The 16,687-nt window shown below is 58.3% G+C and carries 15 protein-coding genes; 6 read left to right on the plus strand and 9 right to left on the minus strand.

Annotation, left to right across the window (positions count from 1 at the left end; translation table 11 throughout):
- Window positions 1-14: 14 nt before the first annotated feature.
- The 3 genes from pyrR to AWB67_RS01910 are packed head-to-tail and all read right to left on the minus strand — an operon-like array spanning window position 15 to window position 1,552.
- Window positions 15-530, minus strand: a complete 516-nt coding sequence (gene pyrR / locus AWB67_RS01900) for a bifunctional pyr operon transcriptional regulator/uracil phosphoribosyltransferase PyrR (RefSeq protein ID WP_087654555.1) — start codon at window positions 528-530, stop codon at window positions 15-17.
- Window positions 517-963 (minus strand): Holliday junction resolvase RuvX, encoded by a 447-nt coding sequence (gene ruvX, locus AWB67_RS01905; RefSeq protein ID WP_087654556.1) that lies wholly within the window; start codon window positions 961-963, stop codon window positions 517-519. The genes pyrR and ruvX overlap by 14 nt, the downstream gene beginning before the upstream one ends.
- Before the next feature lie 10 nt (window positions 964-973).
- Window positions 974-1,552: a YqgE/AlgH family protein gene (locus AWB67_RS01910; RefSeq protein ID WP_025527882.1), complete on the minus strand. Its 579-nt coding sequence runs from the start codon at window positions 1,550-1,552 to the stop codon at window positions 974-976.
- 30 nt (window positions 1,553-1,582) lie between these two features.
- On the opposite strand from AWB67_RS01910, the gene AWB67_RS01915 reads away from it, so the two are divergent.
- A complete protein-coding gene (locus AWB67_RS01915; protein WP_087654557.1) occupies window positions 1,583-3,055 on the plus strand; it encodes a cryptochrome/photolyase family protein in 1,473 nt (490 codons plus the stop codon).
- A 3-nt stretch (window positions 3,056-3,058) separates the two neighbouring features.
- Here the strand turns inward: AWB67_RS01915 and AWB67_RS01920 are convergent, their stop codons facing one another.
- Complete coding sequence (locus AWB67_RS01920; protein WP_087654558.1) at window positions 3,059-4,432, minus strand: hypothetical protein; 1,374 nt, start codon at window positions 4,430-4,432, stop codon at window positions 3,059-3,061.
- Between the two features lie 301 nt (window positions 4,433-4,733).
- Window positions 4,734-4,904 (minus strand): rubredoxin, encoded by a 171-nt coding sequence (locus tag AWB67_RS01925; protein ID WP_087654559.1) that lies wholly within the window; start codon window positions 4,902-4,904, stop codon window positions 4,734-4,736.
- Window positions 4,905-5,259: 355 nt separating this feature from the next.
- Here AWB67_RS01925 and thiD point away from each other — a divergent pair, with 355 nt between their 5' ends.
- Genes thiD through AWB67_RS01940 form a run of 3 tightly spaced genes read left to right on the plus strand, consistent with a single transcriptional unit; the run spans window position 5,260 to window position 7,399 of the window.
- Window positions 5,260-6,159: a bifunctional hydroxymethylpyrimidine kinase/phosphomethylpyrimidine kinase gene (thiD, locus tag AWB67_RS01930; protein ID WP_087654801.1), complete on the plus strand. Its 900-nt coding sequence runs from the start codon at window positions 5,260-5,262 to the stop codon at window positions 6,157-6,159.
- A gap of 28 nt (window positions 6,160-6,187) precedes the next feature.
- Complete coding sequence (locus tag AWB67_RS01935; protein WP_087654560.1) at window positions 6,188-6,964, plus strand: DUF72 domain-containing protein; 777 nt, start codon at window positions 6,188-6,190, stop codon at window positions 6,962-6,964.
- A 30-nt stretch (window positions 6,965-6,994) separates the two neighbouring features.
- A complete protein-coding gene (locus AWB67_RS01940; protein WP_374729794.1) occupies window positions 6,995-7,399 on the plus strand; it encodes a hypothetical protein in 405 nt (134 codons plus the stop codon).
- A gap of 109 nt (window positions 7,400-7,508) precedes the next feature.
- Here the strand turns inward: AWB67_RS01940 and groL are convergent, their stop codons facing one another.
- The gene (gene groL, locus AWB67_RS01945) at window positions 7,509-9,149 is read right to left on the minus strand and encodes a chaperonin GroEL (RefSeq protein WP_087654562.1); all 1,641 of its coding nucleotides are present in this window, start codon (window positions 9,147-9,149) and stop codon (window positions 7,509-7,511) included.
- A gap of 108 nt (window positions 9,150-9,257) precedes the next feature.
- The gene (locus AWB67_RS01950; protein ID WP_025527889.1) at window positions 9,258-9,548 is read right to left on the minus strand and encodes a co-chaperone GroES; all 291 of its coding nucleotides are present in this window, start codon (window positions 9,546-9,548) and stop codon (window positions 9,258-9,260) included.
- A 771-nt stretch (window positions 9,549-10,319) separates the two neighbouring features.
- Between AWB67_RS01950 and AWB67_RS01955 the strand changes: the two genes are divergently transcribed.
- Window positions 10,320-10,928: a class I SAM-dependent methyltransferase gene (locus AWB67_RS01955; protein WP_159964769.1), complete on the plus strand. Its 609-nt coding sequence runs from the start codon at window positions 10,320-10,322 to the stop codon at window positions 10,926-10,928.
- An 837-nt stretch (window positions 10,929-11,765) separates the two neighbouring features.
- Window positions 11,766-12,998: a glycosyltransferase gene (locus tag AWB67_RS01960; RefSeq protein ID WP_087654564.1), complete on the plus strand. Its 1,233-nt coding sequence runs from the start codon at window positions 11,766-11,768 to the stop codon at window positions 12,996-12,998.
- A 235-nt stretch (window positions 12,999-13,233) separates the two neighbouring features.
- Here AWB67_RS01960 and AWB67_RS01965 read toward each other — a convergent pair whose 3' ends face one another.
- Both AWB67_RS01965 and AWB67_RS01970 read right to left on the minus strand, forming a co-directional pair.
- Window positions 13,234-13,938: a glycosyltransferase gene (locus tag AWB67_RS01965; protein ID WP_087654565.1), complete on the minus strand. Its 705-nt coding sequence runs from the start codon at window positions 13,936-13,938 to the stop codon at window positions 13,234-13,236.
- On the minus strand, window positions 13,935-16,568 hold the full coding sequence (locus tag AWB67_RS01970) for a glycosyltransferase family 4 protein (RefSeq protein WP_235025006.1): 2,634 nt from the start codon (window positions 16,566-16,568) through the stop codon (window positions 13,935-13,937). The genes AWB67_RS01965 and AWB67_RS01970 overlap by 4 nt, the downstream gene beginning before the upstream one ends.
- Window positions 16,569-16,687: the final 119 nt, after the last annotated feature.

The following is a 16,687-nucleotide window of genomic DNA, read 5'->3' on the forward strand; positions in this document are numbered from 1 at the left end:
CTGCGGCTTGATGATCAGTCTTTGCGCGCTTCGGTGGTGAAGGCGAGCGTGCCGTCGTCGCGTTTGGCGAGGACGAGGTCTTCGCCCGCGGCCACGTCGACGACGCCGCCAGTGAAGCGCGCCGCGATCGGCAATTCGCGTCCGCCGCGATCGGCGAGCACGGCGAGATCAACCGATGCCGGGCGGCCGTAGTCGTACAGCTCGTTGACCGCCGCGCGCACCGTGCGTCCGGTGGAGAGCACGTCGTCGATCAGCACGATCTTGCGGTTGTCGACTTCGAACGGCAGCGACGTCGGGCTCGCCTGGCTGTGCAGGCCCTTTTTCGCGTAATCGTCGCGATGCAGCGACACGTTCACGACGCCGAATTCCTTCACGCCCAAATCCTTCGCGAGACGCTCGGCGAGCCAGGCGCCACCGCTGTAGATGCCGCAGAGCACGGCGCCATCGGCGGCTTTCAGCGACTCGCCGTGAGCCGCGCGAATCTGATCGAGCAACACGCGATAGAGCGCTTCGGCGTCAATGGAACTCATGATCGTCGGACAGTCCGTCTAGAAATTGTTGGAGGATGACGCGCGCCGCTTCGGCGTCGATTTCGTCGTAGCGGCCGCGCGCGTTGGGGCGCGCGCCGCTCGCCTTCAGTTCGGCCTTCGCATCGACCGATGAATAGCGCTCGTCGACCCAGTTGACCGGCACGTTGAAACGCCCGTTGACCTGATTGCCGAACCGCTTCGCCTGCTGTGTCATTTCGTGCGGCGTGCCGTCGGGATGAAGCGGCAGGCCGACCACGACCGCATCCGGCTTCCACTCATCGATCAATTTGCCGACCGTTTCAAAGCGATATTCGCGATTGCGGTTTTCGAGTACGAGCAGCGCGCGCGCCTGCTTCGTCAAGGTATTGCCGACCGCCACGCCGATGCGTTTCTCGCCGTAATCGAATGCCAGGAGGGTCGCCGCCGGCCTCATGCGTGACCCGTCATGCGTGGCCCGCTTCGCCGGACAGCATCGAGCGCGAGACGCCGAGCAGCGACAAGGCCGCTTCGAGGCGTTCTTCGGCGGGCACGTCGAAGATGATGCGCGGATCGGCTTCGACGGTCAGCCAGCCGTTCTTCGAGATTTCGTCTTCTAGCTGGCCCGCGCCCCACCCGGCGTGACCGAGCGTGAGCAGAAAGCGCTCGGGCCCTTTGCCGCTCGCGACCGCTTCGAGCACGTCCTTCGAGGTGGTCATGGCGAGGCCGCCGGGCACGCTCATCGACGACGTGTACGGCTCGCCCTCGTTCTCTTCGTGCAGGACAAAACCGCGCTCCGTCTGCACCGGGCCGCCGAAATAGACGGGCAGATGCACGAGCGGTTCGATCTCGAGTTTCAGGTCGATGCGATTGAAGAGCGACTGGAGGTCGATGTCGGTCGGCCTATTGATGACAAGGCCGAGCGCACCGCGTTCGCTGTGATCGCACAGGTAGACTACAGTCCCGGAGAACGTGGGATCGGCCATGTTGGGCATGGCGATCAGGAACTGATTCGTCAAATTGATGCGATCGGAAGTCTTGGACATAATTCAGAATTTTACCAAAGGCGCTGCGATATGGCCGACTTTGATCTGGGACTGGTGTGGTTTCGGCGTGACCTGCGCGTGGCAGACCATGCTGCACTCTATCACGCGCTCACACGCTGCCGCCGGGTCCTGTGCGCGTTCGTTTTCGACCGCGAAATCCTCGCGCCGTTGCCGAAAAACGATCGCCGCGTGCCGTTCATCCACGCGAGCGTCGTCGAACTCGATCGCGCCTTGCGGGACGCGGGCGGCAGGCTGATCGTGCGGCACGGCGTGCCGCTGCGGGAGATTACCGAGCTTTGCGATGAATGCGGTGTCCAGGCGGTGTTCGCGAATCGCGACTACGAGCCGTCGGCGAAGGCGCGCGACGATGCGGTCGCGCAGAAGCTTGCGGGCGCGGGCGTCGCGTTCTTCTCGTTCAAGGACCAGACCGTTTTCGATCACGACGACGTCCTCACCGGCGCCGGCAAGCCGTACACGGTATTCACTCCGTACAAACGCAACTGGCTCGCGTCGCTGACGCCGGATGCGCTGAAGCCATACGCATCGGAGGATCATCTCGACGCGTTGACGATTCCGCCGTCGCACGTCAAGCACGCGATTCCCGCACTCGACGCACTCGGTTTCGGCGCCGAGCACGCGCCCGCGCTGCCTGCTGGCACGAGCGGCGCGCTGGAACTCTTCGACAATTTCCGCGACCGGATGATCGACTACCACCGCACGCGCGACTTCCCCGCCGTGAAAGGTCCGAGCTACCTGAGCGTGCATCTGCGCCACGGCACGATCTCGATCCGCGCGCTCGCCCGCACCGCTCACGACGCCCAGCGCCACGGCAATCGCGGCGCCGAGACGTGGCTATCGGAACTCATCTGGCGCGATTTTTACTTTTCCGTACTGCACCATTTTCCGTACGTCGGCGTGCCGGGCGATCATCGCGCGTTCAAGCCGGAGTACGACCGCATCAAGTGGGAAACCGGCGCCGACGCCGACGCGAACTTCGCCGCGTGGTGCGAAGGCCGCACGGGCTATCCGCTCGTCGATGCCGCGATGCGCCAGATCAACCAGTCGGGGTATATGCATAACCGTCTGCGAATGGTAGTCGCGAGCTTTCTGATGAAGGATCTCGGCATCGACTGGCGGCGTGGGGAAGCCTATTTCGAAGCGCTGCTGAACGACTTCGAACTGTCGTCGAACAATGGCGGCTGGCAGTGGGCGGCGTCGAGCGGTTGCGATGCGCAGCCGTACTTCCGCATCTTCAATCCGGTGACGCAGTCGGAGAAATTCGATGCCGCGGGCAAGTTCATCCGCCACTACGTATCGGAACTGGCAACGCTGTCGGACAAGGACATTCACGCACCGTGGCGGGCCAAACCCGACTCGCTGAAGGCCGCGAAAATCGCGTTGGGCGCCGATTACCCCTTGCCGATCGTCGATCACGAAGTCGCGCGCAAGCTCACGCTGTCGCGCTATGACGTCGTGAAGCAGACGCCGAGAACCGAGCGCTAGCGTTTATCGAGAAAGCGCCGTCTGCCGCTCGATCATCGCGATCAGCGACAGTACCGAGCCGCGCCCCTCCGCCGGCGCAATGCCCGCCGCCGCCTGATGCAGCATCGAGCGCAGCGTTTCGGCGGCGCGCCCGGGAATCGCGGTATCGAGCGTGTGCGTCTGGAATTCGTACGCGATGCGCCGCCACGCGAGCCCGAGCGTATCGGCGAGCAGCGCGACGTGGCCGAGCCCGAGCGAACAGGCCGCCGCGCCCAGCCGATACGACGCATCGGCGGCGTGGAGCGCGGCGTCCGTATCGGCGCTGCCCGATTCGCGCGCCGCTTCGCCCCGCTCGACCAGCCCGTCGATCGACACCTCCGCGCTCTGCAAAAAGTCTTCGTAGGCCGCCGCGTTCACGCGCAGCACGCCGAGATCGCGCGTGACGGCATCGCGCGTCGCGGCTTCGCCCGCCTCTGCCGCGCCCTGCTCCCATACCGTTTCCGACGCCTGCGTCGCCGCGACGTGCCACGCGACCGTCAGGCCGTAGTCGCGCAGAACATCGACTTGGGCGGAATCTTCCGGCGCGGCGCCGAAGAGCGCGAAGTCGCGCCAGAGGAGCGCAAGCGTCGCGCGCACGAGCGACTTCGGCGCATACGACGATGCGTGCGCCTGATCCGCCAAAACCAGGTTGAAACGCGCGTAGAGACGGCGGGCGTCGGCGGCAGGGGCATCGGTCGGCGTGCTTTTCGAGCGCTCGCGAAGCGCGCGTACCGCCGCCGAAGCTAGACGCCAGAAATCGTAGGGATCGGGGCCGGTCAGGTCGGAGAGACACGCGTCGAGGCGCGAAAACGCATCCTCGCCGTTGTTCGACGGCGCGCGCAGCAGCGCCAGCAGCGACTCCTCGTAATGCGCCCGCACCCGCGCGAGACGCTCGGGCGCGATCGCGCGCAGCGTCGCGGGCGGGATCGCGCGGCCGGCGAGCGCGAGGTCATCGAAGGAAACGGGGGTTACGCGCGTGTGCGCGGCAAGAAGCGCATGCAGCGCGCGATAGTGGTCGAAGAGCACCGTCGAGCAGGCAAGTTCGCGCAGATTGCGCCGCTCGACCGCCGCGCCGAACACCCGCAGCGTCTCGGCGATGCGCGCGCGGTTGGCCTCGGTTTCGTCGCCGAGCGGCGCGACGAGCGCCAGCGTTTCCGCGAAGCGCTGCGCCGGCAGCCACCCCGCCGCGTGCAGCGCATTGATCGCGCGCCGGAGCGCCGCGGCCGAATCGCCCTGGCGCTGGAAGGCGTGCAGCGCGTCGGTGAGCGCCATCTCGGCGCTGCGAACCGAGCCGCCGCGCGGATTGGGCAAGGCTTCGAACGCAGCGGACAGATCGGGCAAGTCGGGTCGAATGGACATGGAAGCGCTCGTTTGCCGGTTCGCGGATACACGCGCCGCACGCGGTTGAACTGCATCATGGCTGAGCCGGACCGATCAGGCCAGCCGGTACCCGCTCGCTTCGCTTTCGGGGCCCGCTTTCGTCAGGCTACGGGCCGACACTAGAAGCGTAAGCCTAAAAGCATCGAATGGGGTTGGAACGTTCGCCGTCAGCGGCCGTCAACGTTTCCATCATCGCAACAAAAGCGCGACGCCAAAAAACACGCGCCGCATGACAGTGAAGTCATGCGGCGCGGCATCGATGCCGGCTCGCAATACCGGCTCAGATCTGGACCATCTCGAAGTCTTCCTTGCGGGCTCCGCACTCGGGACAGGTCCAGTTGATCGGAACGTCCTCCCAGCGCGTGCCCGGCACGATTCCCTCTTCGGGCAGGCCGGCTTCTTCGTCGTAGATCCAGCCGCAGATCAGGCACATCCAGCTTCTGTATTCCATGCTTATGCCGAGTCGAATGGTCGGTTGAAATTAAGGACATGATGGTACCGTGTTGCCGCCGCGATGCCTAGCAAACGGGCTTGACCTGCGGCCAAGGGTCTGCCGCAAGTACGCGGTGCAACGCGCGAAATCATACCGCGCGTTGAAGGCCGCGGCGTGGCGCATGCAGGCATTTGGCCGATTGTCATATCCTCGGAGAAATGTACGCAAACATACCCCGGTCGCGCCCCGTCTCGTGTCATTAGGCCGCATAATCGAACCGTTTGCACCGTTTTGGCCGTGGTGCGCGCAACCGTTCGCCACGCCTGCATCATCCGCTTTTTTGCGCTTTTCCTACTCCATGCCTGCTTTTGCGATGCCCAGCGACACACCTCCGATCGTTCTCACCTTTGGCCTCTCCGATCCGACCGGCGGCTTCGGCCTGCAAGCGGACTTGCTGACGCTCGCGAGCATGGGCTGCCACGGCGTCTCCGTGCTGACGGGCTACACGGTGCGCGATTCCGCCACCACCGACGAAGTCACCGGCCTCGATCCCGACACGGTCGCGACCCAGGCGCGCATGTTGCTGGAGGACATGCCGATCGCCGCCTTCAAGATCGGTGCGGCGACGCGCGCGGAAGTCGTGAGCGCGATCGCGGAAGTGGTCGCGGATTACGACGACATCCCGCTGATCCTCGCCCCCGATTTCACCCTCGACGATGAACACGTGCTTTCCGCCGACGAACTGCGCGAATCACTCGCCGATCTGCTCGTGCCGCAAACGACCATGCTGGTAGCCGATCACGCCACGCTGCTGCAACTCGCGCAGCCGGACGGCGACGCCGAAGCGCCGACGCTCGACGCCGCGATTTCCCACTTGCTGGCACAGGGCTGCGAATACATCCTCGCGACGGAAACAGGCACGCATCGGCACGTCAACACGCTGTACAGCGAGGAAGGCCAGGTGCGACAGGATTTGTGGGACCGCGGCCCGAATCGCGTGATGGGTCTGACCGACACGCTCGGCTCGGCGATCGCGGCGCTGCTCGCGAACGGCCAGGAGCCGGCCGAAGCCGCGCGCGAGGCGCAGGAGTATCTGTTCCAGGCGACGCGCGCCGCGTTCCGTCCCGGCATGGGTGCGTATCTGCCGGATCGCTTTTTCTGGGCGCGCTCGAACGACATGGACGAAACCGCGGAAGACGGAGCAGACGGCGCCGCCCCCGATGCCATCGCTGAAGTGCCGCCGCCCTCCGCGCCCGGCGAGGCGCGTCATTAACCCGACCACGATGAGGCGTTGAGAGCGCATGCCGTATCGACTGCCCCACCTTCACAAGGCGATTCAACAAGGCGCGATTCGCGTCGGCTGCGCGGGCTGGGGTTTGACAAGCGCCGCCGGCTCCCACTTTCCGGGCGAAGGCTCGCACCTCGACCGCTACGCGCAGGTGCTGACCTGCGTCGAAATCAACTCCAGCTTTTATAAGCCGCATCGCGCGGACACTTACGCCAGCTGGGCGTTGAGCGTGCCCGCGTCGTTTCGATTTTCGGTGAAAGTGCCGAAGGCGATCACGCACGATGCGCGGCTCGTCGGCTGCGAGGTGTTGATCGACGAGTTCATCACGGCAGCAGGCCAACTGGGCGACAGGCTCGGCTGCTGGCTCGTGCAGTTGCCGCCGAGTCTCGCGTTCGAAGCGGAGGTCGCGCAGGCGTTTTTCACCGCGTTGCGCGACCGCACACCGTTGCCCGTCGCGTTCGAGGCGCGTCATCCGAGCTGGTTTTCGACCGAGGCGGCGGCGCTGCTGAAGTCGGCGCACATCGCCTACGTCGATGCCGACCCGATCCCCGACGATTGCGAGATCGGGCATCGCGCGGATGCGTCGCTCGTGTACGTTCGGCTGCACGGCTCGCCCGAGTTGTACAAATCGTCGTACGACTACACCTATCTCGATGAACTCGCCCGCACGCTGCAACAGCGCTCGAAGAAAGGCGCGCAAGTGTGGTGCGTCTTCGACAACACCGCCGCGGGCGCCGCGCAGCCGAACGCATTGCATCTGATGGAACGCTTGCGGCTGCACCACAAGTAACGTTTCGATTTATCCGTTGAGGAGGGTTCGATGCGCAGGTGGATCGGAGCTTTGCGTTGCGTCGCAATGCTGGGCGCCGCGTTTCCCGTAGCGGCACAAACGGAGCCGCCGCCCAACGCCACGCCCGCTGGCGACGGCACCTTTCTCCTGACGATTTTCCTGAAACACGACCAGTCGAAGCCGCTGCCGAAAATCAACGAGCAGTTGAAGGAGCAAGGCTACTTCAAGGCGTTTCCGCCGCCGGGCGTAGAGGTGGTGTCGTGGTACGTGATGATGGGCATCGGCCAGGTGGTCACGCTGCGCGTGCCGGCCGATCGCCTGCGTGAGGTGAACCGCGCGATCGAGAACACCGCGTGGGGCGGCTACAAGACCGAGTTCTATCCGACCTACGACTACAAGGCAGTCGCCGAACAGATGCGCGCGCAGTCGAAGTAAAACCGTTCGCGCAAAAAAAACCCACATCGCTGTGGGTTTTTTTTCGACTGGCGCGGGTTTCAGGAAACATGAAACCCGCGCCGTCCATGCAAACCGGCGCGAGCCAGTCTTACATGTCCATGCCCATGCCGCCCATGCCGCCGGGCATACCGCCGCCCATCGGACCATCTTCCTTCGGCAGTTCGGCGACTGCGCAGTCGGTCGTCAGCAGTAGGCCTGCCACCGATGCCGCGTTTTGCAGTGCCGTGCGCGTCACCTTCGTCGGATCGACCACACCGGCGTCGACCAGATCGACGTACTCGCCGGTTGCCGCGTTGTAGCCGTAGTTGCCTTCACCGGCTGCAACTGCAGCCACCACGACGCTGGCTTCTTCGCCGCCGTTCGTGACGATCTGGCGCAGCGGCTCTTCCATCGCGCGCAGCACGATCTTGATGCCTGCGTCCTGATCGGGGTTCAGGCCCTTCAGGCCTTCGATGGCCTTGCGAGCGCGGATCAGCGCAACGCCGCCGCCAGCCACGATGCCTTCTTCCACCGCTGCGCGCGTTGCGTGCAGGGCGTCTTCGACGCGTGCCTTCTTTTCCTTCATCTCGACTTCGGTCGCAGCGCCGACCTTGATCACTGCCACGCCGCCGGCCAGCTTCGCCACGCGCTCTTGCAGCTTTTCACGGTCGTAGTCCGACGTTGCTTCTTCGATTTGCGTGCGAACTTGCTTCACGCGAGCTTCAATCGTACCGGCTTCGCCTGCGCCGTCGATGATCGTCGTGTTTTCCTTGCCCACTTCGATGCGCTTTGCCTGGCCCAGTTCAGCCAGCGTCGCCTTTTCGAGCGTCAGGCCGGTTTCCTCGGCGATAACTTGGCCGCCCGTCAGGATCGCGATGTCTTCGAGCATCGCCTTGCGACGGTCGCCGAAGCCCGGAGCCTTGACGGCAACCGTCTTCAGGATGCCGCGGATGTTGTTCACGACCAGCGTAGCCAGCGCTTCGCCTTCGACGTCTTCAGCGATGATCAGCAGCGGACGGCCAGCCTTCGCGACTTGTTCCAGTATCGGGAGGAGGTCACGAATGTTCGACACCTTCTTGTCGTGCAGCAGCACGTACGGGTTTTCGAGCAGCGCGACTTGCTTGTCCGGGTTGTTGATGAAGTACGGCGACAGGTAGCCGCGGTCGAACTGCATGCCCTCCACGACGTCCAGCTCGTCTTCCAGCGACTTGCCGTCTTCCACCGTGATCACGCCTTCCTTGCCGACCTTGTCCATCGCTTCAGCGATGCGGTCGCCGATCGACGAATCGCTGTTCGCCGAGATCGCGCCGACCTGAGCGATTTCCTTGTTCGTCGTGCAGGGCTTGCTGATCTTGCGAAGTTCTTCGATCGCGGCGGTGACAGCTTTGTCGATGCCGCGCTTCAGGTCCATCGGGTTCATGCCCGAAGCGACGTACTTCATGCCTTCGCGAACGATGGACTGGGCGAGGACCGTAGCCGTCGTGGTGCCGTCGCCGGCGTTGTCGCTGGTCTTGGAAGCGACTTCCTTGACCATTTGCGCGCCCATGTTCTGGAGCTTGTCCTTCAGTTCGATTTCCTTCGCGACCGAGACACCGTCCTTCGTGACCGTCGGGCCGCCGAAGCTGCGCTCGAGCACGACGTTGCGGCCCTTCGGACCCAGCGTGACCCGGACTGCGTTAGCCAGGATGTTCACGCCTTCGACCATCTTTGCGCGTGCGGAATCGCCAAATACGACTTCTTTAGCTGCCATATCGAAACTCCTTGATTCGTTTCAGTTTTATCGGCTTTTTGAGCGCTGCGGCGAGAGCGGTGTCGATCGCACGGGGAGCGCTTTGGGCCGAACGTACTAATAGAGTAGTTACTTGACCAGGACGGCCATGATGTCTTCTTCGCGCATCACGAGCAGTTCCTGCCCGTCGACCTTGACGGTCTGGCCGGCGTACTTACCGAACAGCACGCGGTCGCCCACTTTGACGTCGAGGGCGTTCTGCGTACCCTTGTCATCGCGCTTGCCCGGGCCGACGGCCAGGATTTCGCCTTGATCCGGCTTTTCGGCTGCCGCGTCGGGGATGATGAGGCCCGAGGCAGTCTTGGTTTCCTGATCCAGACGTTTGACGATGACGCGATCGTGCAAAGGACGAAGGTTCATACACACTCCTCTCTTGATTGAGACTGAAGAAACGCGGGAAAACCCGTACCGGCGGCTTAGGGCCACCGGACGGCAAACTTGTTAGCACTCTCGTGCGGTGAGTGCCAATTATATGGATAAGGTTTGACAATTTCAAGAAGGGAATGAGGTTCCATTCAGCAAATGTCGAAACTTATCGAACGTTCAACGTTGTTCATCCAACGTTGAACAGAGGTGGCCGCGCAGATTCACCCGGTCGGATAAGTGGAACGCTCGGGGCCTGAGCAGGCGATAAAGCCGACAAAGGAAGCAGGAAGACGTCGAAGAGAACCTGACGGACGCACTCAACCGCGTCCTGAACCTGATCTCGGCGATCAGTCGGCGTGGCCAACTCCGTTTCATATGCTTTGAAGGCATCTTCAAGGTGTACGCCTCCCACCACCTGTTTGTGCTCACATCGTCGGGGCGATAATCGTCGGGTGAACACCGCTCCCTAAGTAAGCAACGCGGACAGGCGCTGGACCAATACGCCTGCGGAGTCATGTTATTTTCAACGATCTTGAATCGACGAATCGGACGCTCGCGCTATCCGGCCATTTACCTCGGTGCGAACGAGCGCAAGCGTCATTGCGCCGCTTCATCTTTCACCCTCGTTCGTTCGTCGCTGATTCCGACGTAATGAGATGATGTAACCCTCCTCCCCTGTTACCGCAATGATTATAACGTCTGATGAAATCAGGGAAAATAGTGTTATATAATCCGCGTGTCCGGACCAATGATGAGGAGATCCGAATGGCGTTCACCCAAGACTGGTTTTCAAATTCGATTCCGGCGTGGGAAACATCCCTCAAATCGTTCGTAGGTCAGCCAAGCATCCAGGTCCTCGAAATCGGATCATTTGAAGGAAGAGCTACGTGCTGGCTGCTCGATAATGTTCTAACCGGGCATGAAAGCAAAATTCACTGCGTCGATCCTTGGGTCGGCCCAATCTACGAACGATTCAATGAAAGTGTTCGAGCTCACCGAGATCGTGTCGTGATGCATCGCGGCAAAAGCGAAGACATGCTCCCTGCCATTCCCGGTCCATTTGACGTTGTGTACATAGACGGTCTACATCTGGGCTTCAACGTCCTTCAAGATGCAACGATGACATGGAACAAGCTGAAGATCGGGGGTGTGATGATCTTCGACGACTATCTTTGGGAACACCAGTCCTTGGACAGAACGCTAGTGCCCAAGGATGCGATAGATGGATTCCTTACCGTCATTCACGGTCGATATGAATTGCTGCACTTGAGTTATCAAGTGATCATCCGAAAAAACGATAAAGGCGCGCATTTCGATAAACAGTATTTCGACTTTTGCCAGAGCATTACCAACGACCTCGCTCCGATTTTTTAAGAAGCGGCGCTTACGCTGGTCTTGGTAACGATTTCTGAGCAAACGCAGTTGCGCGTCGAAACACGCTTCCAACCTGGATCGTAGTCTTAAAGCGAGCCGACATTGGTCGGCACCCTCGTCCTGAGGCGCAGCGAAGTAAAACATGACGCCTTTTTTGATCGTCCCTTGCAAAACTGAACGCGAATAATTGCTACGATTAAAATCGTAGTTATCGATACGGGCGACGCGTGTTGCAGCGCTGATAAAGCAGCGTACCTGATTTTCCCCAGCCAATGCGCTTCACAAATACCCCGTGCGAAAGGTTCGGCCGTTTTCATCTAGGTTCAGTCTTCGAGCTCAACCCTTCCATCGTTACGCTTGCATCGGCAAGCGGTTGATCGGACGCCATCCGTCGAAACTCTGACGAATCAAGCCATACACTGATTTCCGCTTCCGCAATCGTTTTGGACATGCCGAAACGTCGAAGGACGGTTCTTGGCAACGCTCAAGCGCTTGCGTGGTGCGCACGTTTGGAGGTGCCGGTCAAAATCCGGGTCTGAGACTCGATGGACAGTGCCTTTCTTGTTCATCGACGAGGCAATTTGGGGTATTGTTGTCATGATAGAAACGCACAGAAGTGGGTGCATGGATTCGCAGCCTACGGTCATATCGGCTCGGGCGGTTTGCCTCACTCGTCGAATTTGCTAAGCAAATCTGACAAAACTTAAAACTAATGGTGGTGGCATCAAATTAAATATCCTGGATAAATCTCGCACAACACGGATTTTCGACTGTTTCCTGCCGGACGTTTTAACTTTGGGTAGGCAGCAGATGATTCACTAACTTTTTTTGATAAACATGCCTGTTACCTCGATAATTGTGCCTTTTTTCAACCAGATTAATTATTTGGAACAATGTTTAACGAGCGCACTTGCTCAGACGTTGGAAGATATTGAGGTCATTCTGGTCAATGACGGTTCTACAGAAGACCCCTCTTCGATCGTGAGCCGTATCAACGACCAGCGCATTAAGTTGATTAACCAGTCGAACGCTGGGGTTGCCGCTGCCCGCAATACCGCAATCGACGCCTCGCAAGGAGAGTTTCTGGCCTTCCTTGATGCCGACGACTGGTGGGCGCCTACAATGATCGAAACTCTTGTCGACGCGTTACGTGAACGCCCACAACACGGTCTCGCGTATTGCGATATAACCCACGTCGATTCCAAAGGGAAAGTCGCAGACGGATATAGTGTCGCCGAATCGCGCGCGCAGTTGAATGGAAATATTCTGCCTTCGCTGCTTGTTGGAGGATACTTTCCGCCGGGCGCGGTACTTGCCCGGACTTCCGCCGTCAAGCAGATTGGCGGCTTTGACATCACACTGGGCGGGTGCTGTGACTGGGATTTGTGGATTCGTCTGGTCGTCGCGGGATATGACACAATCTTTTGTGCACAGCGGCTTGCCTTTTATCGTTTGCACGATCAGTCAATGAGCAAAAATCAGTTGCATATGCGGCAGACTGCGATTGCGACTTTGGCAAAGAGCATGTCGTCACATCCCACACAAATGGCTGAAGCTAGCCAGGCTTTGATCGAATCTTCTGCAGCGTTGTGGTCGAGCAATAACGAAGCGGCAACGGAAATACGTAACTGCCACAAAATGATTTCTGAACTTCGATCGTACATCGATCACTTGATTGAAGGAAAGGGTTGGCTTGAGCACCAATGGCAACTCCATGTGGCGGCTGTGAATGAAAAAGAAAAGCTCATTGTAGAGCTTAAAGCGCAGATGGAGAAGGCTTTAATAGCGACTCGCGCAACAAACCGACAGACGATTCTCGACTCAGGCTTGTTCGACGCGGATTTCTACTTAAATAGGTATCCTGACGTTGCTGCTGCAGGAGTCGATCCACTCCAACACTACGTCGAATGCGGCGGTCAAGAAGGGCGTCGCGGGCATCCATTGTTTGACCCCACGTGGTATTGGACGCAGTTTCCTGAGGCACAAGCGAATGGGGTCCACCCGCTTGTTCATTATTGGACCGTCGGCAAACTGCAGGGTGCATCGACTAAAGATCCTGCTGAACAGTAATTTATCCCCTTGGACATAAGTTAAATGGCGTCTCCAAGAAAATGTCGCGGGCTGCATTTTCCGAAGACGGAAGCGATCAATGTTCACTCGGTTGTTCCCGATTGGACGGTTGGCGTGCTATATGGACGCCGTCCAATATAAGCAACGAAAGTTCCGACGACGCTATACGATGCTCTGGGAAAAATTTGAACGCCCGGCATATGAATCAATATGCTCATAAAGACCGTTCTGCCCGTCAAAACCGGACGAGTTCGGTCGGCCAAGGGACTACGTCACTGCTATTAGCCCGCGCACTTTGTGAACCGTGGCGACGTCGTTTGACGTGAATCGTCCCCGGTACCGGTTTGTGCGCATATCCTTCTGCGAGCGTCATGCAGTTCCAGTGCCAATCTTCGTGACCATAACCCAGAAGTAACTCATTCTTTCGAAACGGAGTCTTGAGGTATGTCTGGCGCGGTGCAAAGGAAAGTGCATCCCAATAGTTTCCAATTTGCAAATAGTCTCGATCAAAGTCTTTTTGTTCAGAATCCGCGTGAAGCCAAAACAAACGCTCGTTTCCAAAAATAATGTTTAATTCCGAATGGAGGACAACGTCTCGCCCTAGAAGCGAATAATACTCGTACGCTGCAGTGAGCCAATTAAAACTCCAAAGATCGTCAGCGTCAAGAAACGTCACAAACTCTCCTTTCGCCTGCTCGGCACCGTGATTTCGCGCGAGTGCAGGATCGCCGAAATCGGTGGTGATTACGCGCGAATCATCTCCAATGACATTCTCAAACATTGAGCGTGTCAATTGATCGGACCGGTCGAGTACGATCAGAGGCTCCACGTTCAGTCCGCGCTCGCGCGCATGACTTATCGATTCGCGAAAACTCGTGATAGACGGTCCACTTAATAGCCCTTCCCGATGGCCGGTGATAACCGCAGAAATGTGTATCATTTTAAGCGTTCTCGGTCGAATATGTCTTTTAGCTGTGTAACGTAAGAGTCCATACTATGGCGATTTGACGCACGATCTTGTAATCGTTTGGCTCTCTGAATACGCTCCGCGGGATTGCCGAGTGCTTCGCGAATTGCATCGACATAAGCTTGTACGTTTGAAAAATCCTCGACCGGCCAACCTGTCTCGTTGTCGATGAGCTCGGGAACTCCCCCGACCGAACTTGCAACAATCGAAATACCCTGAAGGCCCAACTCGATCAAAATCGTTGGCATCCCCTCCCACTCCGAGGTGAATAACCATAGGTCTGAATCATTTAGAGGCAATTCGTCGTAAGTTCTGAACGAGTCGTGCAAAAGTAGATTTTGCGGGGAGTGTGTAAGATCAGGCCCCGCGTCAAGCAGCGATTTTCCCCAGCAGATAAAATCCACATCCGGCATCTGGTGCGCGATGTCCTGAACCAAGTCGAACCGCTTCTGCCTATCTAGGCGTCCAGCCCATAGGACGCGTGCGCGCTCCCTGCCGCGATGCCTTAGAGCGCTTTGTTCAGCAGCGACCACGTCCGGTCGTATGCCTCGCGATGGCGAAAACAGCGGAACAACCTTACTCGCTACCGTGTCGGGTAAGTTGTAAATCTCCCTTAATTGCTCGCGCAGATAGACGGTGTCTGTGAATGTTGCTGCAAGCAGGTGCGCGGTTTCCGGAAAATATTCACTCGGATACCCAACTAACGCTCCGGTTGGCGTTCGATCCCAGCAAAATAAGTACGAGTACAGGTTTATGGCGTTGTTCAGCCGCGCGCCGAAACGGACGAACGTATCCCAGCATAGTCGGCTATTCACATTTATTACGCGCTGCGGTGCGAGTCCCAGCAATAAGCCGTAGAGTAGTAGCTGCGAGTGTATTGGCTCTACCGTAGAAAATACATCCGAAACATCTGCGACATCAACACCAACGGGAACCCAGTCGGGGCGTTCAAAATGGGGCTGATCTGTCCGGAGAATGAGAATTGATTTTTGGCGGGCGATTTTCAAAATCGCTTCGCTTAGCTGGCATGAGACAAGGTCGGCGCCGCCGGTTCGGATCCACGGAACACATATGATTGTCTCGTAATGCTTCGCTCCGATGCGTTCACGCAACGCCTTTCGTGCCGTCTCACGGTAATCGAACAAAGGCGGCACAAGCACTTCCTTGATGTCCGCAATATCGCCGATAGCCGGCTCAATTTTCACGAGTCGACGTGCAATCTCGGCAGTAATGGTCGCCGAGAGAATATGGTCAATCTTTCTCTTATAGAAAAAATAGGATGCGAATTGATCGTCGCTCGAGACCGAATTTGCCGCGAAGAATGCCTTCCAGCGATAGAGGTTCCTATCGACATCTTGCTCTTTCGTGGAAAACTGGGGCGCGAGGACTATGTCGAAAGTTGCCTTAGCCTTACGACCCTCAAATATGCCCCATCTGACAAAATGCTCGTATGGCCAAATGAAGTTTTCGTCGATATCGCGGTTCGTAATGCAGTACCAAGCTTCATCAAAAGCTTTGGTCGGCACTATTCGCTGATCGAAACCATCGATCAGAAAATCTAACAGCGCGCTGCAGCCAACGCTCAGTTCTTTTCCACGCTGCCGACATGCTTCTCTGTAAAATGCGCAGTCGAATAATGGGCCGATGTCTAGGTCGGCGAACATCCCTTCACGAAGGACATACAATAGCTTGTCAAGTATATCGAGACCTTGCGCCGCCACCGACTCCGAAACCGTTGCAAAGGGAGAAAAAAGCGCTAGAAGTATCACGAATTTTCTTCTTCCAACTCTTTCTAGCCAGTCGTTTGACGTCAACACAAATTGAGCATAGAAGTCGATAAAAGCGTCTCCCTGCTTCGTGCTGCATGAATAGATATGAGCAAGTTCAGGAATTGGCGGGACACCCTTTGCTAAATCTACTTTTAGATAACGTTGATATGTCGCTTGATCAGCGAATCCTTTGAGCTCGGACTTTTGGACATACCAATTAATGTCGAATAGAGCGTGCGGGGAGCGACCTTCTGGCTGCCCTTCCCGAATAAAGTGTACAAGAGGATTGACTTCGGCCTTTGCGACATCGGTATATTCGCGAAGATACCAGGCACTGTCAAAAAAAACACTTGGTCGTCGGCCTTCGCGCCAGCCATCGCGAATGTAATGCCACAATGGTTCGCCGCCCGAGCTAGGAACGTCAGGATTGGTAGATGCATAGTAGGTCGGGTCGAACATGCCCGATTGGTCGACAGTCTCGAAGTCCTCTTGCAACTCGCTCTCACGTGTGTCGTCAGTCTCCTTAGATTCAATGGTCACGTCGAACGCAAGTTCGCTGAGGGGAAAGCGCCCTTCTTGCATACCGTGGCAGAGAAAATGAACGAGGGGGTTGGCGCCGCTTTCGGCAACGTCTGGATAATGCTCCAGATACCATTTACCGTCGAAATTTGGACTTGGAGCGCGTCCTTCTTTCCAGCCATACTCGAGATAGTGCGCTATCGGATCGTCGCAACTATTGGCTACATCTGGATTCGCGAGCTTATACCACGCGCTGTCGAAGTACTTAGAATCCCGGATGATCTCATAGTTGATATCTTGCGTTGGCTCACTCACAACGGCTGCATCGATTTTACGTCGGCGATTCCTGAGAAGACTCATAACAAAAATTGTATCGTAGGCATACTACTAAAAAATCGGCGGATTCGGAATAGCGCATCGGGGTGACTTGCCAC

Origin of the sequence: Caballeronia terrestris (assembly GCF_001544515.1) — a bacterium.
Taxonomy (GTDB): domain Bacteria; phylum Pseudomonadota; class Gammaproteobacteria; order Burkholderiales; family Burkholderiaceae; genus Caballeronia; species Caballeronia terrestris.

Excerpts from the sequence above, each read along its gene's own strand:
- pyrR (WP_087654555.1), bottom strand. The coding sequence starts at position 530 with ATGAGTTCCATTGACGCCGAAGCGCTCTATCGCGTGTTGCTCGATCAG.
- ruvX (WP_087654556.1), bottom strand. The coding sequence starts at position 963 with ATGAGGCCGGCGGCGACCCTCCTGGCATTCGATTACGGCGAGAAACGC.
- AWB67_RS01910 (WP_025527882.1), bottom strand. The coding sequence starts at position 1,552 with ATGTCCAAGACTTCCGATCGCATCAATTTGACGAATCAGTTCCTGATC.
- AWB67_RS01915 (WP_087654557.1), top strand. The coding sequence starts at position 1,583 with ATGGCCGACTTTGATCTGGGACTGGTGTGGTTTCGGCGTGACCTGCGC.
- AWB67_RS01920 (WP_087654558.1), bottom strand. The coding sequence starts at position 4,432 with ATGTCCATTCGACCCGACTTGCCCGATCTGTCCGCTGCGTTCGAAGCC.
- AWB67_RS01925 (WP_087654559.1), bottom strand. The coding sequence starts at position 4,904 with ATGGAATACAGAAGCTGGATGTGCCTGATCTGCGGCTGGATCTACGAC.
- thiD (WP_087654801.1), top strand. The coding sequence starts at position 5,260 with ATGCCCAGCGACACACCTCCGATCGTTCTCACCTTTGGCCTCTCCGAT.
- AWB67_RS01935 (WP_087654560.1), top strand. The coding sequence starts at position 6,188 with ATGCCGTATCGACTGCCCCACCTTCACAAGGCGATTCAACAAGGCGCG.
- AWB67_RS01940 (WP_374729794.1), top strand. The coding sequence starts at position 6,995 with ATGCGCAGGTGGATCGGAGCTTTGCGTTGCGTCGCAATGCTGGGCGCC.
- groL (WP_087654562.1), bottom strand. The coding sequence starts at position 9,149 with ATGGCAGCTAAAGAAGTCGTATTTGGCGATTCCGCACGCGCAAAGATG.
- AWB67_RS01950 (WP_025527889.1), bottom strand. The coding sequence starts at position 9,548 with ATGAACCTTCGTCCTTTGCACGATCGCGTCATCGTCAAACGTCTGGAT.
- AWB67_RS01955 (WP_159964769.1), top strand. The coding sequence starts at position 10,320 with ATGGCGTTCACCCAAGACTGGTTTTCAAATTCGATTCCGGCGTGGGAA.
- AWB67_RS01960 (WP_087654564.1), top strand. The coding sequence starts at position 11,766 with ATGCCTGTTACCTCGATAATTGTGCCTTTTTTCAACCAGATTAATTAT.
- AWB67_RS01965 (WP_087654565.1), bottom strand. The coding sequence starts at position 13,938 with ATGATACACATTTCTGCGGTTATCACCGGCCATCGGGAAGGGCTATTA.